The sequence below is a fragment of the Iamia sp. SCSIO 61187 genome, assembly GCF_019443745.1.
Classification (GTDB): Bacteria; Actinomycetota; Acidimicrobiia; order Acidimicrobiales; family Iamiaceae; genus Iamia.
Genome location: NZ_CP050948.1, coordinates 3,119,764 through 3,140,808 on the forward strand (window position 1 = coordinate 3,119,764; position 21,045 = coordinate 3,140,808).

The window sequence follows — 21,045 nt, forward strand, 5'->3', positions numbered from 1 at the left end:
GGTCGTCACCGGCCGCCGTCGAAGTCGAAGTCGTCGTCGCCGCGGAACCCGCCGCCCACCCGTTCGCCGTCGCGGCCGACGATGCTCCCGTTCGGGCACCGCCGCTCCTCGGACAGGAGGCAGAGGAGGTCGCCGCCGGGCACCGGCTCGGGCGGGACGAACTGCTCCACGGGCACGTCCCGCATGGCCTCGCGCATGAAGTCGCCCCACGTCTGGGCCGGGATGCGCCCGCCGGTCACCGAGGTGCCGACCCCTTGGATGGGCAGGTTGTCGGACGTGCTCCCCATCCACACCGAGGTGGACAGCTGCGGGGTGTAGCCCACGAACCAGACGTCGCTGGGGCCGTTGGTCGTGCCCGTCTTGCCCGCCGCCGGCTGGGCCCCGAGGTCGGCCCGGGTGCCGGTGCCGCTCTCGACGTTCTGGCGCAGGACGTCGGTGACGAGACGGGCCACGTTGACCGGCAGGACCTCCTCGGGGGTCGGCTGGTGGGCGAACAGGACGGTGTCGTCGGCCTCGACGACCCGTTCGATGAAGTACGGGGGGTTCCGCACGCCGTCGTTGGCCAGGGTCGCGTAGGCGGCCGCCATGTCGAGGGGCGAGATCCCGTCGGGCCCGAGCGCCATGGAGGAGTTCTCCGGGCCGAGCGGGCTGGTCACACCCATCCGGGTCGCCAGCTCGGCCACCCGGTCGGGTCCGACGATCTGGTTGAGCCGGAGGTAGGCGCAGTTGGAGGACTTCAGGGTCTGGGAGGTGAGGGTGCCCACGCCGCCCTGGCCGTTGCCGAAGTTCTCGGGCGGGTCGTCCTCGGGGTAGCCGGGGATGTCCCGGCACGGCCCCGAGCCGTCGATCAGGTCGGCGGGCGAGAACCCGGCGAGGATGGCCTGGGCCAGCACGAACGTCTTGAACGTCGAGCCCACCGACCGCTGGTCCGACTGGGACAGGTCGAACTGGTAGCGGTCGAACCCCGGCCCCCCGACCAGGAAGCGCACCGCACCGGTGCGCGGTTCGACCCCGGCCATCGCCGCGGTCCCGATCCGGCGCGCCCCGGTGATCGGGTTCGGGGCCAGCGACCAGGTGCCGTCGTCGTTGCCGTTGGGCAGGTTCGCCATGGTGGTGTTGCGGGCCGCCTGGGCCAGCAGGTACAGCCGCTGGTCGAAGGTCGTGTAGATCTTCAGGCCGCCGCCGTAGAGCCGGTTGTAGCGGGCCGTCGGCGTGTCGCCGAGCCGGGGATCGTCGAGCAGCGCCTGCTTGACCGTCTCGAGGAAGTAGTCGTCGGGCTGCTGGGGCAGGTTGGGCTCGGTCGGCAGGGCGGTGAACTTGGCCACGTCCCGGTCGAGCTTGGTGATCCGGTCGGTGCTGTAGAGCGAGTCGAGCACGGTGGCCCGGCGCGCCGTCGCCTTCGAGGGCCGCTTGAACGGGTCGCACGAGACCGGGCAGCGGATGATGCCGGCCAGCATCGCCCCCTCGGCCCAGGTCAGGTCGGCCACGTCCTTGCTGAAGTAGACCTCGGCCGCGGCCTGCACCCCGTAGGCGCCCGACCCCAGGTAGATGGTGTTGAGGTAGCGCTCGAGGATCTCGTCCTTGGTGTAGCGGTCCTCGAGCTCGACGGCGAGGACCGCCTCGCGGATCTTGCGGGCGAAGTCCTGCTTGCCGCCGGTGATGGCGTTCTTGACCACCTGCTGGGTGATCGTCGACCCGCCCTGGGCCACGTCGCCGCTCTCGATGTTGGCCGTCAGGGCCCGGGCGATGGAGCGGGCGTTCACGCCGTCGTGGCTGTAGAACGACGAGTCCTCGGCGGCGAGGACGGAGTCGACCACGGTGCGGGGGACGTCCTCGATGTCGACCCGGACCCGGTTCTCGGCCGAGACGAAGGTGGCCATCTCGTTGCCGTCGCGGTCGTAGACGTAGGACCGCTCCGACAGCGGGTCGAGCGTGACCTCGGGGATGTCGAAGCTGTGGGCGGCGGTGATGTCGGCCACGCGGGGCGCGGCGGCGAAGATCGAGGCCGTCAGCGTCACCACGCCCAGCACGACGATGCCGCCGAGCCGGATGACCCGGCCCACGTTGGTCAGGACCGCGTCCCTCAGGTTCCTCAACACGCCCGGACGAGGCTACAGGCCGCACCCCGGCAGACCCTCGCGGACGAGGCCGACGAGGGCCGCGACACCGGCGGTAGGTTCCCGCCATGGCCCACCCCCGCCCGTTCCGCTTCGGCGTCCAGCTCAGCACCGCCCCCGACGCCGCCACCTGGGCCCGGATGGCCATCCAGGCCGAGGACCTGGGCTTCTCGACCCTGTTCATGCCGGACCACTTCGGCGACCAGCTCTCGCCCACCGTCGCCCTCCAGGCTGCGGCCGACGCCACCACCACCCTCCGGGTCGGGACGCTGGTGTTCGACAACGACTACCGCCACCCCGTCGTGCTGGCCAAGGACTGCGCCACCCTCGACGTGCTGAGCGGTGGGCGTCTCGAGCTGGGCCTCGGCGCCGGGTGGATGACCTCGGACTACACCCAGTCCGGCATCCCCATGGACCCGCCCAAGGTCCGGGTCGACCGCATGGTCGAGTCCGTCGCCGTGCTCAAGGGCGTCTTCGGGCCGGACGCCTTCTCCTACGAGGGCGAGCACTACACCCTCGCCGGCTACGACGGCTTCCCCAAGCCGGTGCAGCAGCCGCACCCTCCGCTGCTGATCGGTGGCGGGCTCAAGCGGGTCCTGTCGTTCGCCGCCCGCGAGGCCCAGATCGTCGGGGTCAACCCGACCATCCCCAACGGCCGGGTCGACGCCGAGGCGGCCCTCAACGGGACGGCCGAGGAGACCGACCAGAAGCTGGAGTGGATCCGGGCCGCCGCCGGTGACCGCTTCGACGACATCGAGCTCAACGCCCTCCACTTCGCGACGATCGTGACCGACGACCGGGCCGGGACGATCGAGATGATGGCGCCGCTGTTCGGCATCGAGCCCGCCGCGGTGGCCGAGTACCCCCACGCCCTCATCGGCACCGTCGACGAGATCTGCGCCGACCTGGAGGCCCGCCGGGAGCGCTGGGGCTTCTCCTACGTGGTCGTCCAGGGCGACAGCATGGAGCCCTTCGCCCCGGTCGTGGCCCGGCTCGCCGGCCAGTAGGCTTACGGAGCCGTGGGTGGGGCGACCGGCCTGGCCCGGAGGGTCAGGGCTCGTGACGACCGATGAGCGGCGGGGCCCGGTGACGTCGGCCCTCGCATGACCACGCTGCAGGACATCGTCGACGAGCAGGTCGCCACGGGCGCCGTGCCCGGCGCCGTGGCCCTCGTGGCCGACGCCGACGAGATCACCGTGGCCGCAGGCGGCGTCCGCGCCGTCGGCGGCGACCCCATGACCCGCGACTCGCTGTTCCGCATCGCGTCGATCACCAAGCCGATCACCGCGGCGGCGACCATGGCCCTGGTCGAGCGGGGCCGGTTCGGCCTCGACGACCCCGTGTCCCGGTGGCTGCCGGAGCTGGCCGAGCCCGTCGTGCTCCGCACGGTCTCGTCCGCGCTCGACGACGTCGTGCCCGCCGTGCGACCCATCACCGTCCGCCACCTGCTGACCTCCCAGGGGGGCCACGGGTTCCCGTCGGACTTCGCCGTCCCGGTCGTCGGCCGGCTCCTCGACGACCTGGCGCAGGGCCCGCCACGCCCCCAGGAGCGCCCGCCGACCGACGAGTGGATGGCCCGGCTGGCCCGGATCCCGCTCCTCCACCAGCCGGGCGAGGGCTGGACCTACAACACCAGCAGCGACATCCTCGGCGTCCTGCTGGCCCGGGCCGAGGGGACCTCGCTCGACGACGTCTTCGCCGACACCGTGTTGGAGCCACTGACCATGGCCGACACGGGCTTCTCCGTCGCCCCCGAGGACCTCGACCGGATGACGGCGTGCTACCGCCGCGACGATCACGGCGACCTGGAGCAGGTCGACCCGCCCGACGGGCACTGGGCCGCGCCGCCGCCCTTCGCCTCCGGCGCCGGCGGCCTGGTGTCCACCGTCGACGACTGGGCCGCCTTCGGTCGGATGCTCCTGGCCCGCGGCGAGCACCGGGGCCGACGGGTCCTCGCGCCCGAGTCGGTCGACCTGATGCTGACCAGCCACGTCGAGGCCGAGCCCGACAGTCCCTTCCTCGAGGGGCAGGGCTGGGGGTTCGGCGGCAGCGTGGACCTGACCCCGACCGACCCCTGGAACGTCCCGGGCCGCTACGGCTGGGTCGGCGGCACCGGCACCGCCGGCTACGTGATCCCCTCGCGGGGCGTGGTCACGGTCTGGCTGGGCCAGGTCGAGATGGAGGGCCCCGACGACTTCCGGGCCATCGCCGCCTTCCTCACCTGGGCGGCGCAGCGGTGAGCGCCCGCATCTCGCCCCGGCTGGCCGCCGTCGTCGACGCCCTGCCGCTGGAGCCGGGGCTCCGGGTGCTCGAGATCGGCTGCGGTCCTGGCGTGGCGGCGCGCGCCGTGGCCGCTCGCGTCGGACCCGGCGGCTTCGTGCTGGCCACCGACCGCTCGGCGCGGGCCGTCGCCCAGGCCGAGGCCGGGTCGGCGGCCGAGATCGCCGCCGGCGTCATGCGGGTGCGACAGGTGGCGGCCGAGGACCTGGCCCTCGAGCCGGGCGAGGCGCGCTACGACCTGGCCTTCGCCGTCCGCGTCGGCGCCCTCGACGGCCGCCACCCCGAGGCCGGCCGGCTCGCCCGCGCCCGGCTGGCCGACGTCCTCGTCCCCGGCGGCGTCCTCTGGGTCGACACGGGCGACCCCCTCCAGGCCGTGCCGGTCGGCTGACCCCCCGCTTCTGTCAACCCTCGTGGCGCGTGGGGGCCCCTGGGGATCGACAGGACGAGCTCACCAGCCGGGGACGGCCGACCCGGGGGCCCAGGTGGCGTGGGTCCCGCTGGAGATCCGCTGCGGCAGGCGGAGGCGGGCGACCGGACCGGCGGCGACGTCGGCGGCGTCGATCACCCAGCACTCGGAGGTGTCGTGCTCGACGTCGGTCGTGAGGGTGACGAGGTAGGCGTCGTCCTCGGCCGTGCCGCCGACCTTGGGGGCCACGCCGACCTCGGAGCAGTACACGCCCTCGGGCAGGCGGAGGCGCTCGTCGGCCCCGGTGTGCACGTCGTGGCGGACGAGGCCGTCGAAGAGGAACCAGCCCGGCTTGCCGGTGGCGGCGTGGACGTAGCGGTGCGGCTGGCCGGCGAGGAGCGGGTTGACGATCCCGAACTCGGTGTTCTCGTCGCGGAGGTGCTCCTCGTGGGTGGCACCCGTGCGCAGGTCGAAGCGCCAGCGGTGGAGGCGGGGCTTCATCCAGTCCAGCGCCAGGTAGCGGAACATCCACATCTCGTCGCTGACGTCGGGCCGGGGCATGGGCTCGTCCTGGTAGAAGCCCTCGAGGACGACCTCGTCCCCCTCCTCCCACGCGTTGGTGAAGTGCAGGACGTAGGTCGGGTCGGCGTCGAACCAGCGGATGTCGTCGACGCCGCCCCGGCGGGGCAGCACGGCGAAGCGGCTCGGCTCGTCGTGCATGGCCAGGGCGAAGTGGCCCTTGGCCAGCAGGCGCTGGTCCCAGTACATCGGGAAGGCGTTGAGGATCACGTGCCGGGCCGTGAAGGCCATGTCGTGCGGGAGGCGGGGACCCGGCAGGGGCACCGGCGTGTGGTGGACCAGCCGGTCCTCGGCGTCGACCACGCCGTAGTGGAGGTACGGCGCCTCCAGCCCGTAGGAGAAGAACATCATCTCGCCGGTGGCCTCGTCGACCTTGGTGTGGGCCGACACCCCCGCCGCCGGGAACCACCCGTCCCAGCTGGTGGCCCCGACGGTGTCGAGCGTGAGGGGGTCGAGGCGGTACAGGTCCCCGCACTGCCAGAAGCTGGTGATCGCCTGACCGGCGTGGACGACCACGTCGGTGCTCGACGCGTCCTTCATCCGGGTCCGGGCCCCCCACCCGCCGGGCGCCTCGGCCACCTTGGGGCTCTCGGAGATCCCGGCCCAGAGGCTGCGGCCCGCCTCCTGCTCGGCGTCGAACCCGGCGGTGCGGACGAACCGGTTGCGGTACCAGGCCCGGCCGTCCTGGAAGCCCACGGCGTGGACCATGCCGTCGCCGTCGAAGGGGTGGTAGCGCTCGATCGGGAGGTGGACGGGGTTCTCGGTGTTGCGCAGGTAGAGGCCGTCGAGGTCGTCGGGCAGCGTTCCCGCGACCAGGTCGAGGGCGTCGACGTGCCACTCCTCGTGCTGCGGGCGCCAGGGCCCCGAGCGGTAGGGGTGGTCGTCGTCGTCCGGCAACGTGCGCAGGGCCCGACCCACCAGCTCGACGTCCATGCCGTGGAGGCTGGCACGTCGGCCCCGCGCGCGCCACGGATGGTGCCTGGCACCATCCGTGCGCTGGCGCGGTGGACGCGGCGTGCCTGGCACGTCGCGCCCACCGCAGCTCTCACGTAGGGTCCGGGCGGTGGTGGCCGGCGAGGTGCAGCGGGAGTGGCGGCCGGGGTGGGCCGTCGACGTGCGGCGCACGCTGGGACCGCTCAGCCGGGGCCGGTACGACCCGACGTTCCGGGTCACCCCGGACGGCGCCGTCTGGCGCACGATGCGCACCCCCGTCGGGCCGGCCACGCAGCGGATCTCGGTGCGGCCGGTCGAGCGGGTCGTCGTGGGCGACTCGTGGGGGCCCGGCGCGACCTGGGCCGCCGAGCAGCTGCCGGCGACGCTCGGCGCCCTTGACGACGTCGACGGGTTCGACCCGGCGCTGCACCCGATGGTGCTCGACCAGTGGCGCCGCCACGGCGCGTCGCTGCGGACGCCCGCCGTCGGGCTCGTGTTCGAGATGCTGGTGCCCGCCGTCATCGAGCAGCGGGTGACGGGCGGCGAGGCCCGGCGGGCGTGGTCGTACCTGCTCCGCCGGCACGGTGCCCCGGCGCCCGGACCCGCGCCCGAGGGCATGCGGGTGACCCCGTCGGCCCGGGCCTGGGGGCGGGTGCCGTCGTGGGACTGGCACCGGGCCGGGGTCGAGGCAAGCCGGTGGACGACGGTCGCCCGGGCCGCGACCGTCGCCCCGGCCCTGGAGCGGTGCGTCGGGATGGAGGGCGAGGCCGCCCGGGCCCACCTGCGTCGGGTGCCGGGCGTCGGCGTGTGGACCGCCGCCGAGGTCGCCCAGCGGGCCCTCGGCGACCCCGACGCCGTGTCCTACGGCGACTTCCACGTGGCCAAGGACGTCGTCTACGCCCTCACCGGCGAGTGGGGCGGCACCGACGAGCGCCTGGCCGAGCTGCTCGAGCCGTGGGCCGGCCACCGGGGCCGGGTCGTCCGCCTGGTGGGCCTGACCGGCGTCCGCCGCCCCAGGCGCGGCCCCCGCTACGCCCCCCACGACTTCCGCGCCATGTAGCGGTCGACACGGATGGTGCCTGGCACCTTCCGTGGACCCGACCGGTGCCTGGCACCGGTCGGCGGTCAGTCCTCGGGGGAGGTGACCACGAGGCTGCAAGCCACGGCGGCGTCCTCGAGGGTGGCCTTCGCGACCTCGCCCACCAGGCCGTGGGGCCCGATCCCGTCCTTGGTGACGGTGCGGGCGAAGTCGCTCTGGTGCCCGCCCAGGACCCACACGCCGTCGGATGCGCTCTGGCGCGACGCTAGGCCCCGAGGAGCTCGTCGCGCAGCGCCCGCTTGAGGAACTTGCCGCTGGCGTTGCGGGGCAGCGCCTCGGTGCGGAACCAGGTCGTGGTCGGGATCTTGTGGGCGGCGATGCGGCCGTCGAGGAACGCCCGCAGCCCGGCCTCGTCGAGCGTGGCCCCGTCGCGCACCACGATGGCGGCGGCGACCGCCTCGCCCAGCCTCTCGTCGGGGACGCCGAACACGGCCGCCTCGGCCACGTCCGGGTGCTCGTAGATCGCGGCTTCGACCTCCGAGCAGTACACGTTCTCGCCGCCCCGCAGCACCATGTCCTTGGCCCGGTCGACGATGAAGACGAAGCCGTCCTCGTCGATGCGGGCGATGTCGCCGGTGTCGAACCAGCCGTCGACGATGGCCTCGGCGGTGGCGTCGGGCCGGTTCAGGTACCCCTTGATGACGATCGGGCCCTTCACCCACAGCTGGCCGACGGCGTCAGGCCCCTCGACCGTGTCGCCGACCTCGTCGACCAGCTTGGCGTCGAGGGTCGGCACCACCGGCCCGCACGACAGCGGCTTGGCCAGGTAGTAGGTGGCGGCGTTGGCGGTGATGATCCCGCTGGTCTCGGTCAGGCCGTAGCCGGTGGTGGGCGCCCCCTTGGGCAGGGCGTGGTCGATCTTGCCGACGAGGTCCGGCGGCACGGGTGCGCCGCCGCCGGCGATCGAGGCCAGGGTGGAGGTGTCGCGGGTGGCGAAGTCGGGGTGGGAGATCAGCTCGCGGCCCATGGTGGGGACGCCGGAGAAGTTGGTGACGCCCTCCCGCTCGATCAGCTCGAGGGCCCGACCGGCGTCCCACTTGTGCATGAGCACGACCCGGCCGCCGGCGATGGTCGCCGGGTGGACCAGGCAGTTGCAGGCCGTGACGTGGAACAGCGGCGTGGCCCCCATGAACACCGGCTGGGCGGGGGCGGCCGGGGCGTCGTCCGGGGAGGTGTCGGCGTCGGTGTCGCCGGGCGCGTCGGGGCCGACCGCGGCCGCCGCCTTCGCCGCCGCCGTGGCGGTCAGGATGCTCCAGTACACGAGGTGCAGGACGTTGTGGACCGATCCCCGGTGGGTGATCTGGGCGCCCTTCGGGAACCCGGTGGTGCCCGAGGTGTAGAAGATGAGGGCGTCGTCGTCGGGGTGGATGTCGGCCGGCGGCAGCTGCGGGGGCGCGGTGGCGGGGTCGACCACGGCGTCCCAGGCGACGGTGCCGGGGGGCAGCTCCCGGTCGGTGCGCACGGCGATCACCGGCAGCGGGCGGTCGGCGCGCAGCTCGTCGAGGATGGGCTCGAGCCGGGCGAGCCGCTCGTCGTCGACCAGGAGCACCTTGGGTGCCGAGTCGGTGATGCCGTGGCGCATCTCGGGCGTCGTCCACCAGGCGTTGAGGCCCACGGCCGCGGCGCCGATGCAGAGCGCGGCCCAGTGGCTGATGACCCACTCCGGGTAGTTCCGCATGGCGATCCCGACCCGGTCGCCCGAGCCGACGCCGTGCTCGTCGACCAGGTGGTGGGCGAGGGAGCGGACGGCGGCGGCGGTCTCGGCGTAGGTGAGCTGCTCGTCCTCGAAGACGATGTAGGGCTTGTCCCCGTGGAGCTCGGCCATCTCCCAGAAGGTGCGCATCGACGGCGGGGCCGAGGCGAAGACCCGCACCTCCCGGCCCAGCACCTCCTCGGTGCGCATCTCGAACCCACCGCCGGGGCCGGTCAGCTCGTCTCGGGCGGCGGTGAGATGGGCGACGGCGTCGGCAGGGGTGGGCATGGGGCCATCGTGCCAGAGATTGGAAACGCCCGTGTCCAGACCCCTCGCGGCCTTCAGGGGTCGATCAGGACGCCGGGGTTGAGGATGCCGGCGGGGTCGAGGGCGGCCTTGGCCGCCCGCAGGGCGAGGGCGTGGGGCTCGGGGCGCTGGCGGTCGTACCACGGCCGGTGGTCGCGCCCGACGGCGTGGTGGTGCGTGATGGTGCCGCCCGCGGCGGCGAGGGCCTCGGACACGGCGACCTTCACCGCGTCCCACTGGGCGACCTGGTCGCCCCAGCGGCCCTGGGCGTAGACGGAGAAGTACGGCGCCGGGCCGTCGGGGTAGACGTGGGTGAACCGGCACGTCACCACGCCGAGCCCGCACACCCGCGCCACGGCGTCGGTCGCGGCGGTCGTGACGGCGGCGTGGAGCTCGTCGAACCGGTCCCACGGGCACGCCGTCTCGAACGTCTCGACGATCAGCCCCATCGTGGCCAGGGCGTCGCGGGTGTAGGGGGCCCGGAGGAACGTCGAGCGCCACTCCCCCGCCGCCCCCTCCCGGGACGCGGCCCCGCCGCCGTCGTGGCTGTCGGAGGTCCGCACGCCCTCCGGGAGCTCGCCCCCGTGGTCCTGGCAGAGCTCCACCGCCTGGGCGACCCACGGGCCGACGGGGTGGTCGGCCGACTCGAACCCGAGGACGAGCAGGGCGCCGACGCCCGAGACGCCCGAGGTGAGCGCGGCCTCGGTCCCGTCGAGCAGGCGGCAGTTGGCCGGCAGGAGCCCCGACTGGCTGATGGCCCGCACCGCGCCCACCCCGTCGGACCAGCGGGCGAAGCGGATCGACGCCCCCGCCCGCCAGCGGGGCCGGGCCCGGAGCCGCACCCACGCCTCGGTGACGATGCCCAGGGTCCCCTCGCTCCCCAGCAGCAGCCGGTCGGGCGACGGACCGGCCCCCGAGCCGGGGAGGCGGCGCGACTCGGACACGCCGGCCGGCGTCACCGCCCGGACCGACGCCACCAGGTCGTCGATGTGGGTCGGCCCGGTGGCGAAGTGACCGCCGGCGCGGGTGGCGATCCAGCCCCCCAGGGTCGAGAACTCGAACGACTGCGGGAAGTGGCGCAGCGTCAGCCCGTGCGGGCGGAGCTGGTCCTCGAGGACCGGGCCGAGGGTGCCGCCCTGGATGCGGGCCGTGCGGCTGGTCGGCTCGACCTCCAGCACCCGGTCGAGCCCGCCGAGGTCGATCGAGACGGCACCGGGGTAGGCGTCGCCCAGCCGGGCCTCGACCCCGCCGACGACCGAGGACCCGCCACCGAAGGCGATGGCGGCCACGCCGGCGCCGGTGCACCAGTCGAGCAGGGCGACCACGTCGTCCTCGGTCCGGGGCCGGGCGACCACGTCGGGCGGCTCGGCGAGCCGGCCCAGCAGGTTGCGGGCCACGTCGCGGTACGCCTGGCCGTGGGTGTGGGCGGCGCGCTCGCGCCGGTCGGTCGAGCAGATCGCCGCCAGGGCGTCGGGCGGGGCGATCCGGGGCGCCCGGAGGTCGAGGTCGGCGACGGCGGGCGGGGCGTGGTCCTCGGGCGTGAAGCCGAACCCGGCCATGGTGCGGGCGACGGCGTCGCGCTCGGCCCCGGCCACGGCGGCGTCCTCCCAGCCCCAGCCCCACCACGAGCGACGGCGTGCGGCCTCCACGACCCCGACCCTATGCTTCCCGCTCCCCGCTCGGCCGACTCCGTCGGCGGGGCGTGGCGTCGACGGGGATCTCGGGTCGATCGCCGACCACCGCCTGGGTCCGTCGTCGCACGGCGACCTCGTCGTGGCGCGCCGCCACCGTGTCGAGGGCGGCGTGGCGGAGGTGGGCGAGGTCCTCGCCGTCCCCGTCGACGACGGCGGGGGTGCGGCCCCGGCCGGCCACGTCGACGAGCAGGGTCGCCAGCCCGGCCCGCCGCTGGAAGGGGCTCGAGCGCAGGCGGCTGCTCTGGGCCTTGGCCACCGGCACGACCGCCACCTCCCGACCGATCGCCCCCCGGCGGGCGATGAGGGAGCCGTCGACGGTCGCCCAGCCCAGGGCCCGGTAGGACGCCTCCCCCAGCCCGACGGCCAGGACGGGCAGGACGAGGGCGAGCCGGCCGATCGGCGCCAGGAGGACGGCGATCGGGACGGCGACGAGGAGGGCCACGCCGATGCTGCGCACCCACGCCCGGCGGCGCGCCGCCGGTGGGGCCGGGGCCAGCTCCGGGAGGGCGGGGGCGTGGGGCAGGACCTCGGCCAGCAGGGCGTCCACCTCGGACCGCCGCAGCAGCGGCACGGTGACCCTGGTGCTCGACCCCTCGACCGACCCGGACCCCCCGGCGCTCTGGAGCGACACCGACACCAGGCCGAGGGCCCGCCGCAGAGGGTTGTCGGCGACCCGGACGACCTGGATCCGATGGATGGCCAGGCTGGCCTCCCGCTGGTCGAGCACGCCCCGGCTCACCCTCAGCTGGTCCCCCCGCCGCGCCAGCCGGAACCCGCCGTCGGCCAGGATCGACGCCCCGGCGGCGACGGCCAGCCACAGGGGGACGGCCACGACGGTCCCGACGAGGAGCGCCAGCGTTCCCGGGCGGGGCCCGTCGCGCACCCACCGCGCCGCCGTCTCGTAGGAGTCGTCGCCGGCCACCTCGCCGATCGTCCCGGTCACGGCGCCGAGGGCCGCGAACACCACCAGCAGCTTGGCGCCGGTCAGACCCGCGATCGCCACGTCGCGCAGGCCGAGGGCGACGACCACGTGCTCGGGCTCGTCGGCGCCGGCGTCGGTCGGTGCCCCCGTCACGCCGCCGGCCGCACCGGCGGCGCCGCCCCGCAGGGCCCTCCGCAGCCGCTCGGCCTCGTCGCGGGTCACGGCGTCGAGGACGACCTCGGCCTCGTCGCCGCCCCCGGCCCGGTCGATCCGCACCACGGCCAGACCGGTGACCTGGTGGCGCAGCTTGCGCTGGACGTCGACCTGCTGGACCCGGTCGAGCGGGAGCACGGTCCGGGTGCGCTCGAGGAGGCCCCGCTCGACCACGAGCGACCCGTCCTCGATCCGGTACGACGTGCGGGACCAGGCGAGGTAGCGGATCCCGGCCACGACGAGGGCGCCGACGACGAGGAAGGGCACGGTGAGGAAGCCCCCGGCGCCGCCGAGCACGACGATGCCGACCAGCTGGGGCAGGAGCCGGACCCCGTCGAGGACCGGCGACAGCGGGTGGAGGCGTCGGGCGGCGACCGGGTCGGGCACCGCCGGCGGCGGGGCCCCGACGGGGTCAGACACCGTCGTCGGCCGCGACGCGGGCCAGGATCCGGCGTCGGACCTCCTCGGCCCCGTCGGCGTCGACGCCCGGCAGGGTGCCGTCGCTGCCGGCGGACGCCGTCGTGATCTGCAAGGTGACGAGGCCGAAGGCCCGCTCGAGCGGGCCCTGGCGCACGTCGACCTGCTGGACCCGGAACACCGGGATCGACGACTCGGTGCGCAGCAGGACCCCGTGGGCCAGCTCCAGCCCCTCGTCGGTCAGGGCCCACGACCACCGCCGGTGGCGGACGATCGGGCCGACGACGGCCAGGGCCACCACGACGGGCACGGCCGCGCCGGCGGCGACGGCGACGCCGGTGGCCTCGGCGCCCAGGGCGACCCCCGCGACGCCCAGGAGGACGAGCACCACCGGCGCGGCCCACAGCAGGGCCACCACCTGCCAGAGCGTGCGCGCCCGGGGGTCGAGGGGGTGGCGAGGGTCCGACGGGTCGGCCACCGGGGGCGTCGGCGACACCACGGCGGCGCCGGCGGCGGGACCCGGCGTCGGCTCCACGATCAGGCGCGGACCGCGGCGATGACGGCGGCGACACCGGCGGCGAAGCGGTCGACGTCGGCCTCGGTCGTGGCGAACCCCGTCATCCACCGCACCAGCGAGGTGGCCGGGTCCCACGGCCAGAAGAACGACCACTCCTGGAGGGGCGTCACGGCCGCGGCCGGGATGCGGGCGAACACGGCGTTGGCCTCGGGCGGGCGGCGGACCGTCACCCCCTCGATGGCGGAGACGGCGGTGGCCAGCCGGGCGGCCATGGCGTTGGCGTGGCGGGCGTGGACGAGCCAGCGGTCCTCGGCGAGGAGGGCGGAGATCTGGGCGGCCACGAACCGGGCCTTCGACGGCAGCTGCCCGGCCTGCTTGCGGACGAGGTGGGCGTGGGCCGCCAGGGCGGGCTGCACGTAGACGACGGCGTCGCCGTACATGGCCCCGTCCTTGGTGAGCCCGAAGGTCATGAGGTCCACGCCGACGTCACGGATCGAGCGGCGCAGGTCGGAGCCCGACGCCGCCAGGGCGTTGGCGATGCGGGCGCCGTCGAGGTGGAGGACCATGTCGTGGGCGTGCGCCAGGTCGGCCAGCTCGGCCACCTCGTCGTCGGTGTAGACGGTGCCCAGCTCGGTGACCTGGCTGATCGACAGGACCCGGGGCTGGGGGTGGTGGACCTCGCCCCGCCAGTGCATGTAGGGGGCCACCGCCGCCGGGCGGAGCTTCCCGTCGTCGTGGGGCACGGGGACGAGCGTGGCGCCGGTGAAGCGGGCCGGGGCCCCGGCCTCGTCGGTGACGATGTGGGCCGAGTCGGTGCAGATCACCGCCTCCCACGGCTGGAGGACCGACGCCAGCCCCACCACGTTGGCGCCGGTGCCGCCCCAGCAGGGGACGACCTCGACCGGCGCACCGAACGCCTCCCGCAGGTCGGCGACGGCGGCGGCCGTCCACCGGTCCTCGCCGTAGGCCAGCGCCGGCCCGGCGTTGGCGGCCACCAGGGCGTCCATCACCTCCGGGGCCACACCGGCGGCGTTGTCGCTGGCGAAGCTGGCGGCGGGCGGCGGTGGCAGGTCCGGGGCGATGGGTCGATCGGCGGCGGGCACCGACCCATCCTGCCCACCGCCGAACTCGGTGGGAAGCGTCGGACGTCCGTCCCCCATCTGCCACCGAGATCGGCGGCAGGGGTCCTCAGCGGAAGGGGCGAGGTCCCGAGCCCGACCAGCGGACGGCCTCGACGTCGGCCCGGGACCCGGCGGGGCCGACCGCGACCGCCCGGCGCCAGGTCGAGCGGCCGGCCCGCTTGGCCTCGTAGAGGGCGCCGTCGGCCGCGGCGACCACGGCGTCGGGCGGATCGCCGACCTCGGTGCGGGCCACGCCCACGCTGGCCCCGACGTCGACCAGGTCGTCGCCGATGCGGAAGGGCTGGCCCAGGGTGTCGACGATCCGGGCGGCGCGGGCCTCGAGCACGTCCTGGCCAACGTCGGGGCAGGCGATGGCGAACTCGTCGCCCCCCAGGCGGGCCACCAGGTCGCCCGGCCCCACGGCCCGCTCGAGGCGGCGGGCGCAGACGACGAGGGTGTGGTCGCCGACGACGTGGCCCAGCCGGTCGTTCACCGGCTTGAAGCGGTCGAGGTCGACGTAGAGCACGCCGTAGGCCCGGCCCGCCGAGGCCAGCTCGGTGAGACGGGCGAAGAAGCGGGCCCGGTTCAGGAGCCCGGTGAGGGCGTCGTGGTGGGCCAGGTGCTCGAGCCGACGCTGGGCGTCGCGCCGGTCGAGGGCCAAGATGACGGCCTGACGGGGACGGCGGGCCAGCGACTCGACCAGGATGTCGGCCATGGCCCGGCGAGCCGGCCACTGGACGATGAGCGCCGGGCGGGCACCCGAGGGGTCGGGCACGGGCACGGCCACGCACGCCTCGGCCCCGATCTCGGCGGCCCGCTCGGCCCACGGCGCCGGCAGGTCGTCCGCCGCCACGGCGACGGGTTGGCCGGTGCTCAGGGCGGTGGCCCACGGGGTGCCGACGGTGCGGTCGACCTCCCCCTCGGCCACCCCGACCAGGTCGGGCGGGAGGGGGCCGGCGGTGAGGCGGACGCCGCCGGGACCGTCGTAGGCGATGGCCAGCGGGCCGTCCGTCGGCGTGCTCAGCCCGCCGGCCAGGACGGTGAAGCACTGCCGGACGTCGGCCCCGCTGGACAAGACGGTGAGGAAGCGCCACTGGGCGTCCTGCTGGGCGGTGTCGCGGATCGTGACCGCGGTGAGCGGCCCGGGACGGGGCTCGGCGCGGTCGGGTTCGGGATCGATCACCGACGGGGTGAGCTCGTAGACCACCCACTCGCCGTCGCCCCGTCGGAGGCGGATCAGGCCGGGCAGCGGACGGGCCCCCTGCGCCATGCCGCCGATGTTGGCCAGCGCCCGTTCGAGGTCGTCGGGGTGGACGAGGTCGAAGGCGTTGGTGCCGACCACCTCGTCGGGCCGCAGTCGCAGCAGGTCGATCGCCGCCGGGTTGGCGTACACCAGGATCCCGTCGGGCCCGAAGGCGGCGACGGCGTCACGCCCCTGCTCGACGATCGACGCCAGCCACGTCGGGGTGCGGTCCGCGCCCATCACCGCGGTGGGGCTGGGCGATGCTCTCCCCGTCGGACCATCGCCCTCCATCGGCTCCATGGTGGCCCCCGTGAGCCCTGCGCCGCACTTGGCAGGCACCGTCCCGTCCCGCCGGCGCGGCCGGGTGGGGCGCCCCCGCACCCCACCCGGTCCCCCCCGCCGCTCCCCCGTCACCGGCTCCCGCCGACGTGATCATCCTCCCGTCGCCTGCCCACCCGAATCGGGGGAACCCCGTGCCGTCCCTCGGCGGTGTCAGAGACCGGTCAGGACGAGCTCGGTGGTGGTCGCGACGACCCAGGCCTCGATCCGCTCGTGCGACCACCCGTAGGAGTCGCGCAGGAGGACGGCGAGGCTGATGTCGGACAGGACCGCGAGGGTCTCGCCGGCGGCCTCGACGTCGGTGCCGGGGCGCAGGGCCCCCAGGTCGTCGAGCGCCACGGCCACCCGCCGGGCGCCGCCGAGGTGGCGCCGGTGGCCCTCGGCCTGCACCGCGGCCAGGTCGGGCTCGGCTGCGGCGCCGGACCAGACGGCGTGGACGATGTCGCCGCAGGTCTCGAGGATGGCGCGGGTGACCCGCGCCGGGAGGGCGGCGAGGACGGCGGGGTCGCCCGATGCCATGGCCTCACCGGCCACGGCCAGGACCTCGGCCTCCTCGTCGATCAGGTCGTTGAGCTGCTCGACCAGCGCCTGCTTCGACCCGACGCTGTCGTAGACCGTCTGGGTCGACACGCCGGCGGCGGCGGCGATCTGGCGGACGGTGGTGCGGGCGTAGCCCGTCTCGGCGAAGAGACGGCGGGCGGCCTGGAGGATCTCGTCGTGGGTCTGCTGCGCCTGCCGGGCGCGGCGGCCCAGGGGTCGGTCGGCCACGGGCGGGGGTCCCTTCACTTGAGGTTTGTTCCAGTCAACCACTTGACAGATGTTCCAATGACCTTACACTGCGCCAAGTCACTTGAACATCGTACAGACGAAGGGACACCATGACCACCATCACCGCCACCACCACCGCGTGCCGGGTGCTCGCCCGCCTCGAGCACGCCTGGAACAGCGCCGACGGCGACGCCTACGGCCGCCAGTACACCGAGGACGCGACGTTCGTGAACGTCGACGGTCTCCTCGCCACCGGGCCCGCCGCCATCGCCGCCGGCCACGACCACATCTTCTCGACGATCTACGCCGGCAGCACCAACCGCATGCACCTCGTCGAGGCCGTCCCCGTCGCCGACGGGGTCATCGCCGCCGTCTCCCGCAACACCCTCGACGTCCCGGCCGGGCCCCTCGCCGGCGTGCGCCAGGCGCTGGTCACCTCGGTGCTCGTCGGCGGGGCCGACGGCTGGCGCATCAGCGCCTCCCAGACCACCCTGGTCGGTGCCCGATGAGCGGGGCCGTGGCGCTCGCCCTGGGTCTCGGCGGCGTCGTCATGTTCGTCGGGGGCGAGCTCCACCCCCGTGACCTCCAGGACAGCGTCGACGAGACGCTCGCCAACTACTTCGCGTCCTCGACGTGGACGGTCTCCCACCTGCTCATCCTCGTGGGGCTGCTGACCGCGGTCGGCGGCCTGCTCCTCGCCCGCCGCGTCGGTCTCGTCCCCGCCGAGGTGCGGCCGTGGCTGACCGGCACTGCGGTGGCGTGGGGCCTGGCGTCGATCGAGCTGGTGCCGCACGTCCTCGCCGACCGCGACCTCGAGCACCTCGAGCACGGAGGGGCGACCCCGATCCTCGACACCCACCTGCTGCTGGGCGCCTTCGCCTCGCCGCTGGTCGGGCTGGGGGCGGCCACGCTGGCCGTCGCCATCGCCCGCTCCGCCCGCACCTGGCCGGCCCGCCTGCTCGCCGTGCCGGCGGTCGTCGGCGGCGTCGCCTACGCCATGGCCGGGCCCGCCATCCTCCTCACCGACGACGTGGCCTTCGCCCCGCTGTTCGCCGGGCAGAACCTCGTCGCCGTCTGGCTCGTCGGGACGGCCCTGCGCCTCGGCCTGGCTCGCCCGGCGACCGCCGCCGGGGGCGTGCGCCCCGACGAGAGCGATCCCGCCGAGGTCGCGGCGCCCGCCGAGCCGATGGCCCTCGTCTGAGGGCCGTCGGGCCGGGACAACGCCGGGCGTCGCCGTCTCGGGGGACGATCCGGCGGTGGTGGGTCCTACACCTCGAACCAGACGACCTTGCCGCCTGCGGGATCGATGTCGAGCCCCACGCGGGTCGCCAGGGCGTGCACGATCCCGAGACCCCGTCCGCCGAGGGCCGTGGGCTCGGCCGTCGGCGGGGCGTGCTCGAGGAACCGGCGGAACGTCGAGGAGGCGGTGGCGCCGTCGGCGACCTCGACCCGCACCGGAGGCCCGAGGCGCACGGTCAGGGTCACCGGTGTGCGGGCGTGGACGAACACGTTGGTGACGAGCTCGCTGGCCATGACCCCCACGGCATCGGGGTCCCCGACGCCGGGCCGGGCCGCGTCCATCACGAACTGGCGAGCGACGGCGATGTTGTCGAGCCGGGGAGCGAGCGTGAGACTAGGCACAACGGGTCCCCTTCGTCGACAGGTGACTAGTCACTGGTCCGGGCGCAGAAGAGGCAAACACACCCGCCTGGCGCATGCTCCGCTGCTGGGGCTGGAGCGGCCCCCTGTCGCCAACCCGACAGGAGACCGCTCCAGGAGCGATGGCCTCGGCCGCTGCCCGTCGACCATCTCCCTGGTGCCTTTCGCACTGCGTCCCACGCGAACCACGCGCCCCCCTCTCGGGGGAGCCTCCGGCGCCGTCGGAGCCCGGGCGCCCGCCCCTACGGGACTCGGACGGGGGCTCCACCGCCGGTGGCGTACTGGCACTCCCAACCGGCCGGGAACCAGGTCCACCGGACACTGCGCAGCTCAGCCTTGCGTTCCGGCGCTTCCTCGGCGCACCTCGCCTTCGGATCATCGCGCCAGGTGTGGACGAGCGCCGGGGCGCGGATGACGGACGCCGCGCCCCAGAGGCCGACCACGGCGACGACGACCGCCAGCGCCGCGGCCCTCTTCCGCGGCTGCTGGTCACCGGTCGATGTGGTGCGCACGTGCCTGGGCCTCTCCTGGGGATGAGGGTACCTCCCCCGTTCGGGGGGCCGACGCACCCATGGACAGGCGGAGGATGGGACTCGACTCGGTCAAGGGGGATCGACGCGTGGACGACCAGGACTGGCTGGCCCACTTGCTCTACCTGCTGCGGCGTGCGGAAGCGGGAGAGAGCCCGGACGACATCGTGCAATCGGTCGCCTTCCGACACCAGTGCCCGCTGTGTGCCGGGGCCGTGGGTCGGGGTCAGCTTCGCACGGCGACCGGCTGATCACGGCCGGGGTGTTCCCCGCCTGACGCCGTGCGCACCTCAACCGGGTCCGCGCGCACGACCTTCCCGGTGGGCGCGGACCCGATCCGCCGGCCCGGCCGGCGAACCCCGACGGCGTGTGGCCGGCGGGCCCCTACGTCCTTCTGGGCCTGCCGGATGCTGCGAGCGTTCGGCGCACGCCAGGAGTGACCCTCGCGGTCGCCGCCCCTTGGGCGAGCCGCTCACGGGCTCTGACCAGGTCTGTAGTGGTGGGCGCAAAGGGACTCGAACCCCTGACCTCTGCCGTGTGAAGGCAGCGCTCTAGCCAGCTGAGCTATGCGCCCCGGAGCGGCGACGTTAGCGCGCGCCCCCGGTACGACCCCACCTGGGATCAGAGGCGGATGGCGGCCAGCTGGGTGGACTGGGCGACGAGGCGGCCGGTGGCGTCCCACACGTCGGCGGTCTCGTCGACGAAGCCGCCGGCGATCACGTTGGCCCGGAAGCGGATCCGCAGCGGCCCGGGAGCGGGGAGGGCCCTGACGTAGGCCGTGAGGCTGAGGGTCGGGACCCACCCGGTCATCGCCACCTCGAAGGTCGCCGGCGGGAGGGCGTCGACGGCGAACAGCAGGGCCAGCGGGTCCCACGGGCGACCGTCGGCCAGCGACAGCCAGGCCCGCAGCTCGCCCCGGCCGCTGGGCTCGCCCGACAGGAACGACAGGACCTCGGGGTCGAACGACACCCGCATCACCTTGGCCAGCGGCGGCTCGGGCAGGCCCACGATGGCCGAGCGGCCGGTGCGGCTGTCGGCCCGGCAGGTCGCCTCGTCGGGCATCTCGACCGGGGCGATCTCGCCCCACGCCGGGGGGTCGGCGGAGAGGGCGGCGACGGTCATGACGACGTCGACGGTGACCTTGTCGTCCTGCACGAGGGCGGCCCGGACCTGCGAGGCGGTGCGCCCCCGGCGGAGGACCTCGGTCCGCACGACGGCGGGACCGGTGGTCGGCGGGCTGACGTAGGTCGCCGTCGCCCCGACGACATGGCGGTCCTCCTGGCCGACGGCGGCGACGGCGGCCCGACCGAGGAGGGCGAGGAGGTAGCCACCGTTCGGGTGACCGTTGACGATGGTGAACTCGTCCCGCAGGTCGACGTCCCAGTCGCCCTCGACCGCGCCGGGGCGGACGGTGGTGGCGTCGTCGAACAGCCAGGGGACGTCGTCGGTGGTGTCGTCGGGCATGCGGCGGGGCCTCCAGTCGGTTGCACGACTGAACCTACCTGCACCCCCGGGCCGGGGACGAGACGGCTACGACGACGGGACGGGCGGGTCGCGCCGGAGCATCGTCTCGGCGCCGGCCGGGGCCCGCAGCGGGGCCAGGAGGCCGACCGGTGTCCGGGCCGGGGCGATGGTGCGGTGCACCCCGTCGACGGTGGCGCCGAGGTGCTTGCCCCGCAGGCAGTCGAGGGCGTCGCGGGGGCTGGCCTCGATGGTCACCCGCGCCGGGCGGAACAGCCCCCAGTGGCGGTCGGGCACGACGACGGGGCCGTCGGCCCGGTTCTGGACCAGGCGGTGGGGCACGACCATGGGGACGCCGAAGCCCCGACCCCGGGCCTTGACCGACAGATCCCGGTCCTCCCACAGCAGCTGGCGCACGCCGTCGCGGGCGAACCACCGCAGCTCGCCGTGCGCGGCCGGGATGCCCCAGCTCAGGTTGAACCCGACCACGGCGTCGGGCTTGTCGACGACGGCCAGCACGACGCTCCACCCCATGTGGGCCCCGAGCCGGGCCGGGACGAGGACCATCAGCTGGAGGAAGGGCCCGACGGGCGAGTCGGTGTAGCGGACGGCGGCCACCGCGGTCGGGCCGGGGGCGCGGACGATGCCGTCGGGCAGCTCGAGCGCGGGGCGCTTGGCGCTCAGCGCCACCAGTGCCTCGCCCCGCAGGGCCCAGGGTGCATGCGGCGGTGCCGTCACGACGCCAGGG

General features: G+C 75.0%; 20 protein-coding genes and 1 tRNA gene. 7 read left to right on the forward strand and 14 right to left on the reverse strand.

Annotated features, from left to right (window positions below):
- Window positions 1-5 precede the first annotated feature (5 nt).
- Window positions 6-2,099, reverse strand: a complete 2,094-nt coding sequence (locus tag HC251_RS14815) for a transglycosylase domain-containing protein (RefSeq protein WP_219941375.1) — start codon at window positions 2,097-2,099, stop codon at window positions 6-8.
- 86 nt (window positions 2,100-2,185) lie between these two features.
- Between HC251_RS14815 and HC251_RS14820 the strand changes: the two genes are divergently transcribed.
- From HC251_RS14820 to HC251_RS14830, 3 genes are all read left to right on the forward strand, one after another.
- Window positions 2,186-3,124 (forward strand): TIGR03621 family F420-dependent LLM class oxidoreductase, encoded by a 939-nt coding sequence (locus tag HC251_RS14820; RefSeq protein ID WP_219941376.1) that lies wholly within the window; start codon window positions 2,186-2,188, stop codon window positions 3,122-3,124.
- 96 nt (window positions 3,125-3,220) lie between these two features.
- The gene (locus HC251_RS14825) at window positions 3,221-4,357 is read left to right on the forward strand and encodes a serine hydrolase (RefSeq protein WP_219941377.1); all 1,137 of its coding nucleotides are present in this window, start codon (window positions 3,221-3,223) and stop codon (window positions 4,355-4,357) included.
- Complete coding sequence (locus HC251_RS14830; RefSeq protein WP_219941378.1) at window positions 4,354-4,785, forward strand: cyclopropane-fatty-acyl-phospholipid synthase family protein; 432 nt, start codon at window positions 4,354-4,356, stop codon at window positions 4,783-4,785. The genes HC251_RS14825 and HC251_RS14830 overlap by 4 nt, the downstream gene beginning before the upstream one ends.
- Before the next feature lie 60 nt (window positions 4,786-4,845).
- Here HC251_RS14830 and HC251_RS14835 read toward each other — a convergent pair whose 3' ends face one another.
- A complete protein-coding gene (locus HC251_RS14835; RefSeq protein ID WP_219941379.1) occupies window positions 4,846-6,315 on the reverse strand; it encodes a carotenoid oxygenase family protein in 1,470 nt (489 codons plus the stop codon).
- Window positions 6,316-6,445: 130 nt separating this feature from the next.
- Here HC251_RS14835 and HC251_RS14840 point away from each other — a divergent pair, with 130 nt between their 5' ends.
- Entirely contained in the window at window positions 6,446-7,375 is a 930-nt protein-coding gene (locus HC251_RS14840) for a DNA-3-methyladenine glycosylase (RefSeq protein ID WP_219941380.1), read from the forward strand.
- A 65-nt stretch (window positions 7,376-7,440) separates the two neighbouring features.
- Here the strand turns inward: HC251_RS14840 and HC251_RS14845 are convergent, their stop codons facing one another.
- From HC251_RS14845 to HC251_RS14880, 8 genes are all read right to left on the reverse strand, one after another.
- Window positions 7,441-7,593 (reverse strand): hypothetical protein, encoded by a 153-nt coding sequence (locus tag HC251_RS14845; protein ID WP_219941381.1) that lies wholly within the window; start codon window positions 7,591-7,593, stop codon window positions 7,441-7,443.
- Between the two features lie 26 nt (window positions 7,594-7,619).
- Window positions 7,620-9,395 carry a class I adenylate-forming enzyme family protein gene (locus tag HC251_RS14850; protein ID WP_219941382.1) on the reverse strand — a complete coding sequence of 592 codons (1,776 nt, stop codon included), beginning with the start codon at window positions 9,393-9,395 and terminating at the stop codon, window positions 7,620-7,622.
- Window positions 9,396-9,448: 53 nt separating this feature from the next.
- The gene (locus HC251_RS14855; protein ID WP_255566426.1) at window positions 9,449-11,062 is read right to left on the reverse strand and encodes an FAD-binding oxidoreductase; all 1,614 of its coding nucleotides are present in this window, start codon (window positions 11,060-11,062) and stop codon (window positions 9,449-9,451) included.
- Window positions 11,063-11,072: 10 nt separating this feature from the next.
- Window positions 11,073-12,662, reverse strand: coding sequence for a PH domain-containing protein (locus tag HC251_RS14860; protein ID WP_219941383.1), 1,590 nt, complete (start codon window positions 12,660-12,662; stop codon window positions 11,073-11,075).
- Window positions 12,655-13,194 carry a PH domain-containing protein gene (locus tag HC251_RS14865; RefSeq protein WP_219941384.1) on the reverse strand — a complete coding sequence of 180 codons (540 nt, stop codon included), beginning with the start codon at window positions 13,192-13,194 and terminating at the stop codon, window positions 12,655-12,657. The genes HC251_RS14860 and HC251_RS14865 overlap by 8 nt, the downstream gene beginning before the upstream one ends.
- Before the next feature lie 2 nt (window positions 13,195-13,196).
- Window positions 13,197-14,279: a low specificity L-threonine aldolase gene (locus HC251_RS14870; protein WP_219941385.1), complete on the reverse strand. Its 1,083-nt coding sequence runs from the start codon at window positions 14,277-14,279 to the stop codon at window positions 13,197-13,199.
- An 85-nt stretch (window positions 14,280-14,364) separates the two neighbouring features.
- Complete coding sequence (locus HC251_RS14875) at window positions 14,365-15,840, reverse strand: diguanylate cyclase domain-containing protein (protein ID WP_219941386.1); 1,476 nt, start codon at window positions 15,838-15,840, stop codon at window positions 14,365-14,367.
- 192 nt (window positions 15,841-16,032) lie between these two features.
- Window positions 16,033-16,647 carry a TetR/AcrR family transcriptional regulator gene (locus HC251_RS14880; protein WP_219941387.1) on the reverse strand — a complete coding sequence of 205 codons (615 nt, stop codon included), beginning with the start codon at window positions 16,645-16,647 and terminating at the stop codon, window positions 16,033-16,035.
- A gap of 110 nt (window positions 16,648-16,757) precedes the next feature.
- Between HC251_RS14880 and HC251_RS14885 the strand changes: the two genes are divergently transcribed.
- Window positions 16,758-17,156 (forward strand): SgcJ/EcaC family oxidoreductase, encoded by a 399-nt coding sequence (locus tag HC251_RS14885; protein ID WP_219941388.1) that lies wholly within the window; start codon window positions 16,758-16,760, stop codon window positions 17,154-17,156.
- An 8-nt stretch (window positions 17,157-17,164) separates the two neighbouring features.
- Complete coding sequence (locus HC251_RS14890) at window positions 17,165-17,848, forward strand: hypothetical protein (RefSeq protein ID WP_219941389.1); 684 nt, start codon at window positions 17,165-17,167, stop codon at window positions 17,846-17,848.
- A gap of 65 nt (window positions 17,849-17,913) precedes the next feature.
- On the opposite strand, the gene HC251_RS14895 is transcribed toward HC251_RS14890, so the two are convergent.
- Complete coding sequence (locus HC251_RS14895; RefSeq protein ID WP_219941390.1) at window positions 17,914-18,288, reverse strand: ATP-binding protein; 375 nt, start codon at window positions 18,286-18,288, stop codon at window positions 17,914-17,916.
- Between the two features lie 637 nt (window positions 18,289-18,925).
- Between HC251_RS14895 and HC251_RS14900 the strand changes: the two genes are divergently transcribed.
- The gene (locus tag HC251_RS14900) at window positions 18,926-19,087 is read left to right on the forward strand and encodes a hypothetical protein (RefSeq protein ID WP_219941391.1); all 162 of its coding nucleotides are present in this window, start codon (window positions 18,926-18,928) and stop codon (window positions 19,085-19,087) included.
- Between the two features lie 246 nt (window positions 19,088-19,333).
- Here the strand turns inward: HC251_RS14900 and HC251_RS14905 are convergent.
- The 3 genes from HC251_RS14905 to HC251_RS14915 form a co-directional block, all read right to left on the reverse strand.
- Window positions 19,334-19,410: transfer RNA gene (locus HC251_RS14905), tRNA-Val, on the reverse strand.
- Between the two features lie 47 nt (window positions 19,411-19,457).
- The gene (locus HC251_RS14910) at window positions 19,458-20,300 is read right to left on the reverse strand and encodes a thioesterase family protein (RefSeq protein ID WP_219941392.1); all 843 of its coding nucleotides are present in this window, start codon (window positions 20,298-20,300) and stop codon (window positions 19,458-19,460) included.
- A 66-nt stretch (window positions 20,301-20,366) separates the two neighbouring features.
- A complete protein-coding gene (locus HC251_RS14915) occupies window positions 20,367-21,035 on the reverse strand; it encodes a hypothetical protein (protein ID WP_219941393.1) in 669 nt (222 codons plus the stop codon).
- Window positions 21,036-21,045 lie beyond the last annotated feature (10 nt).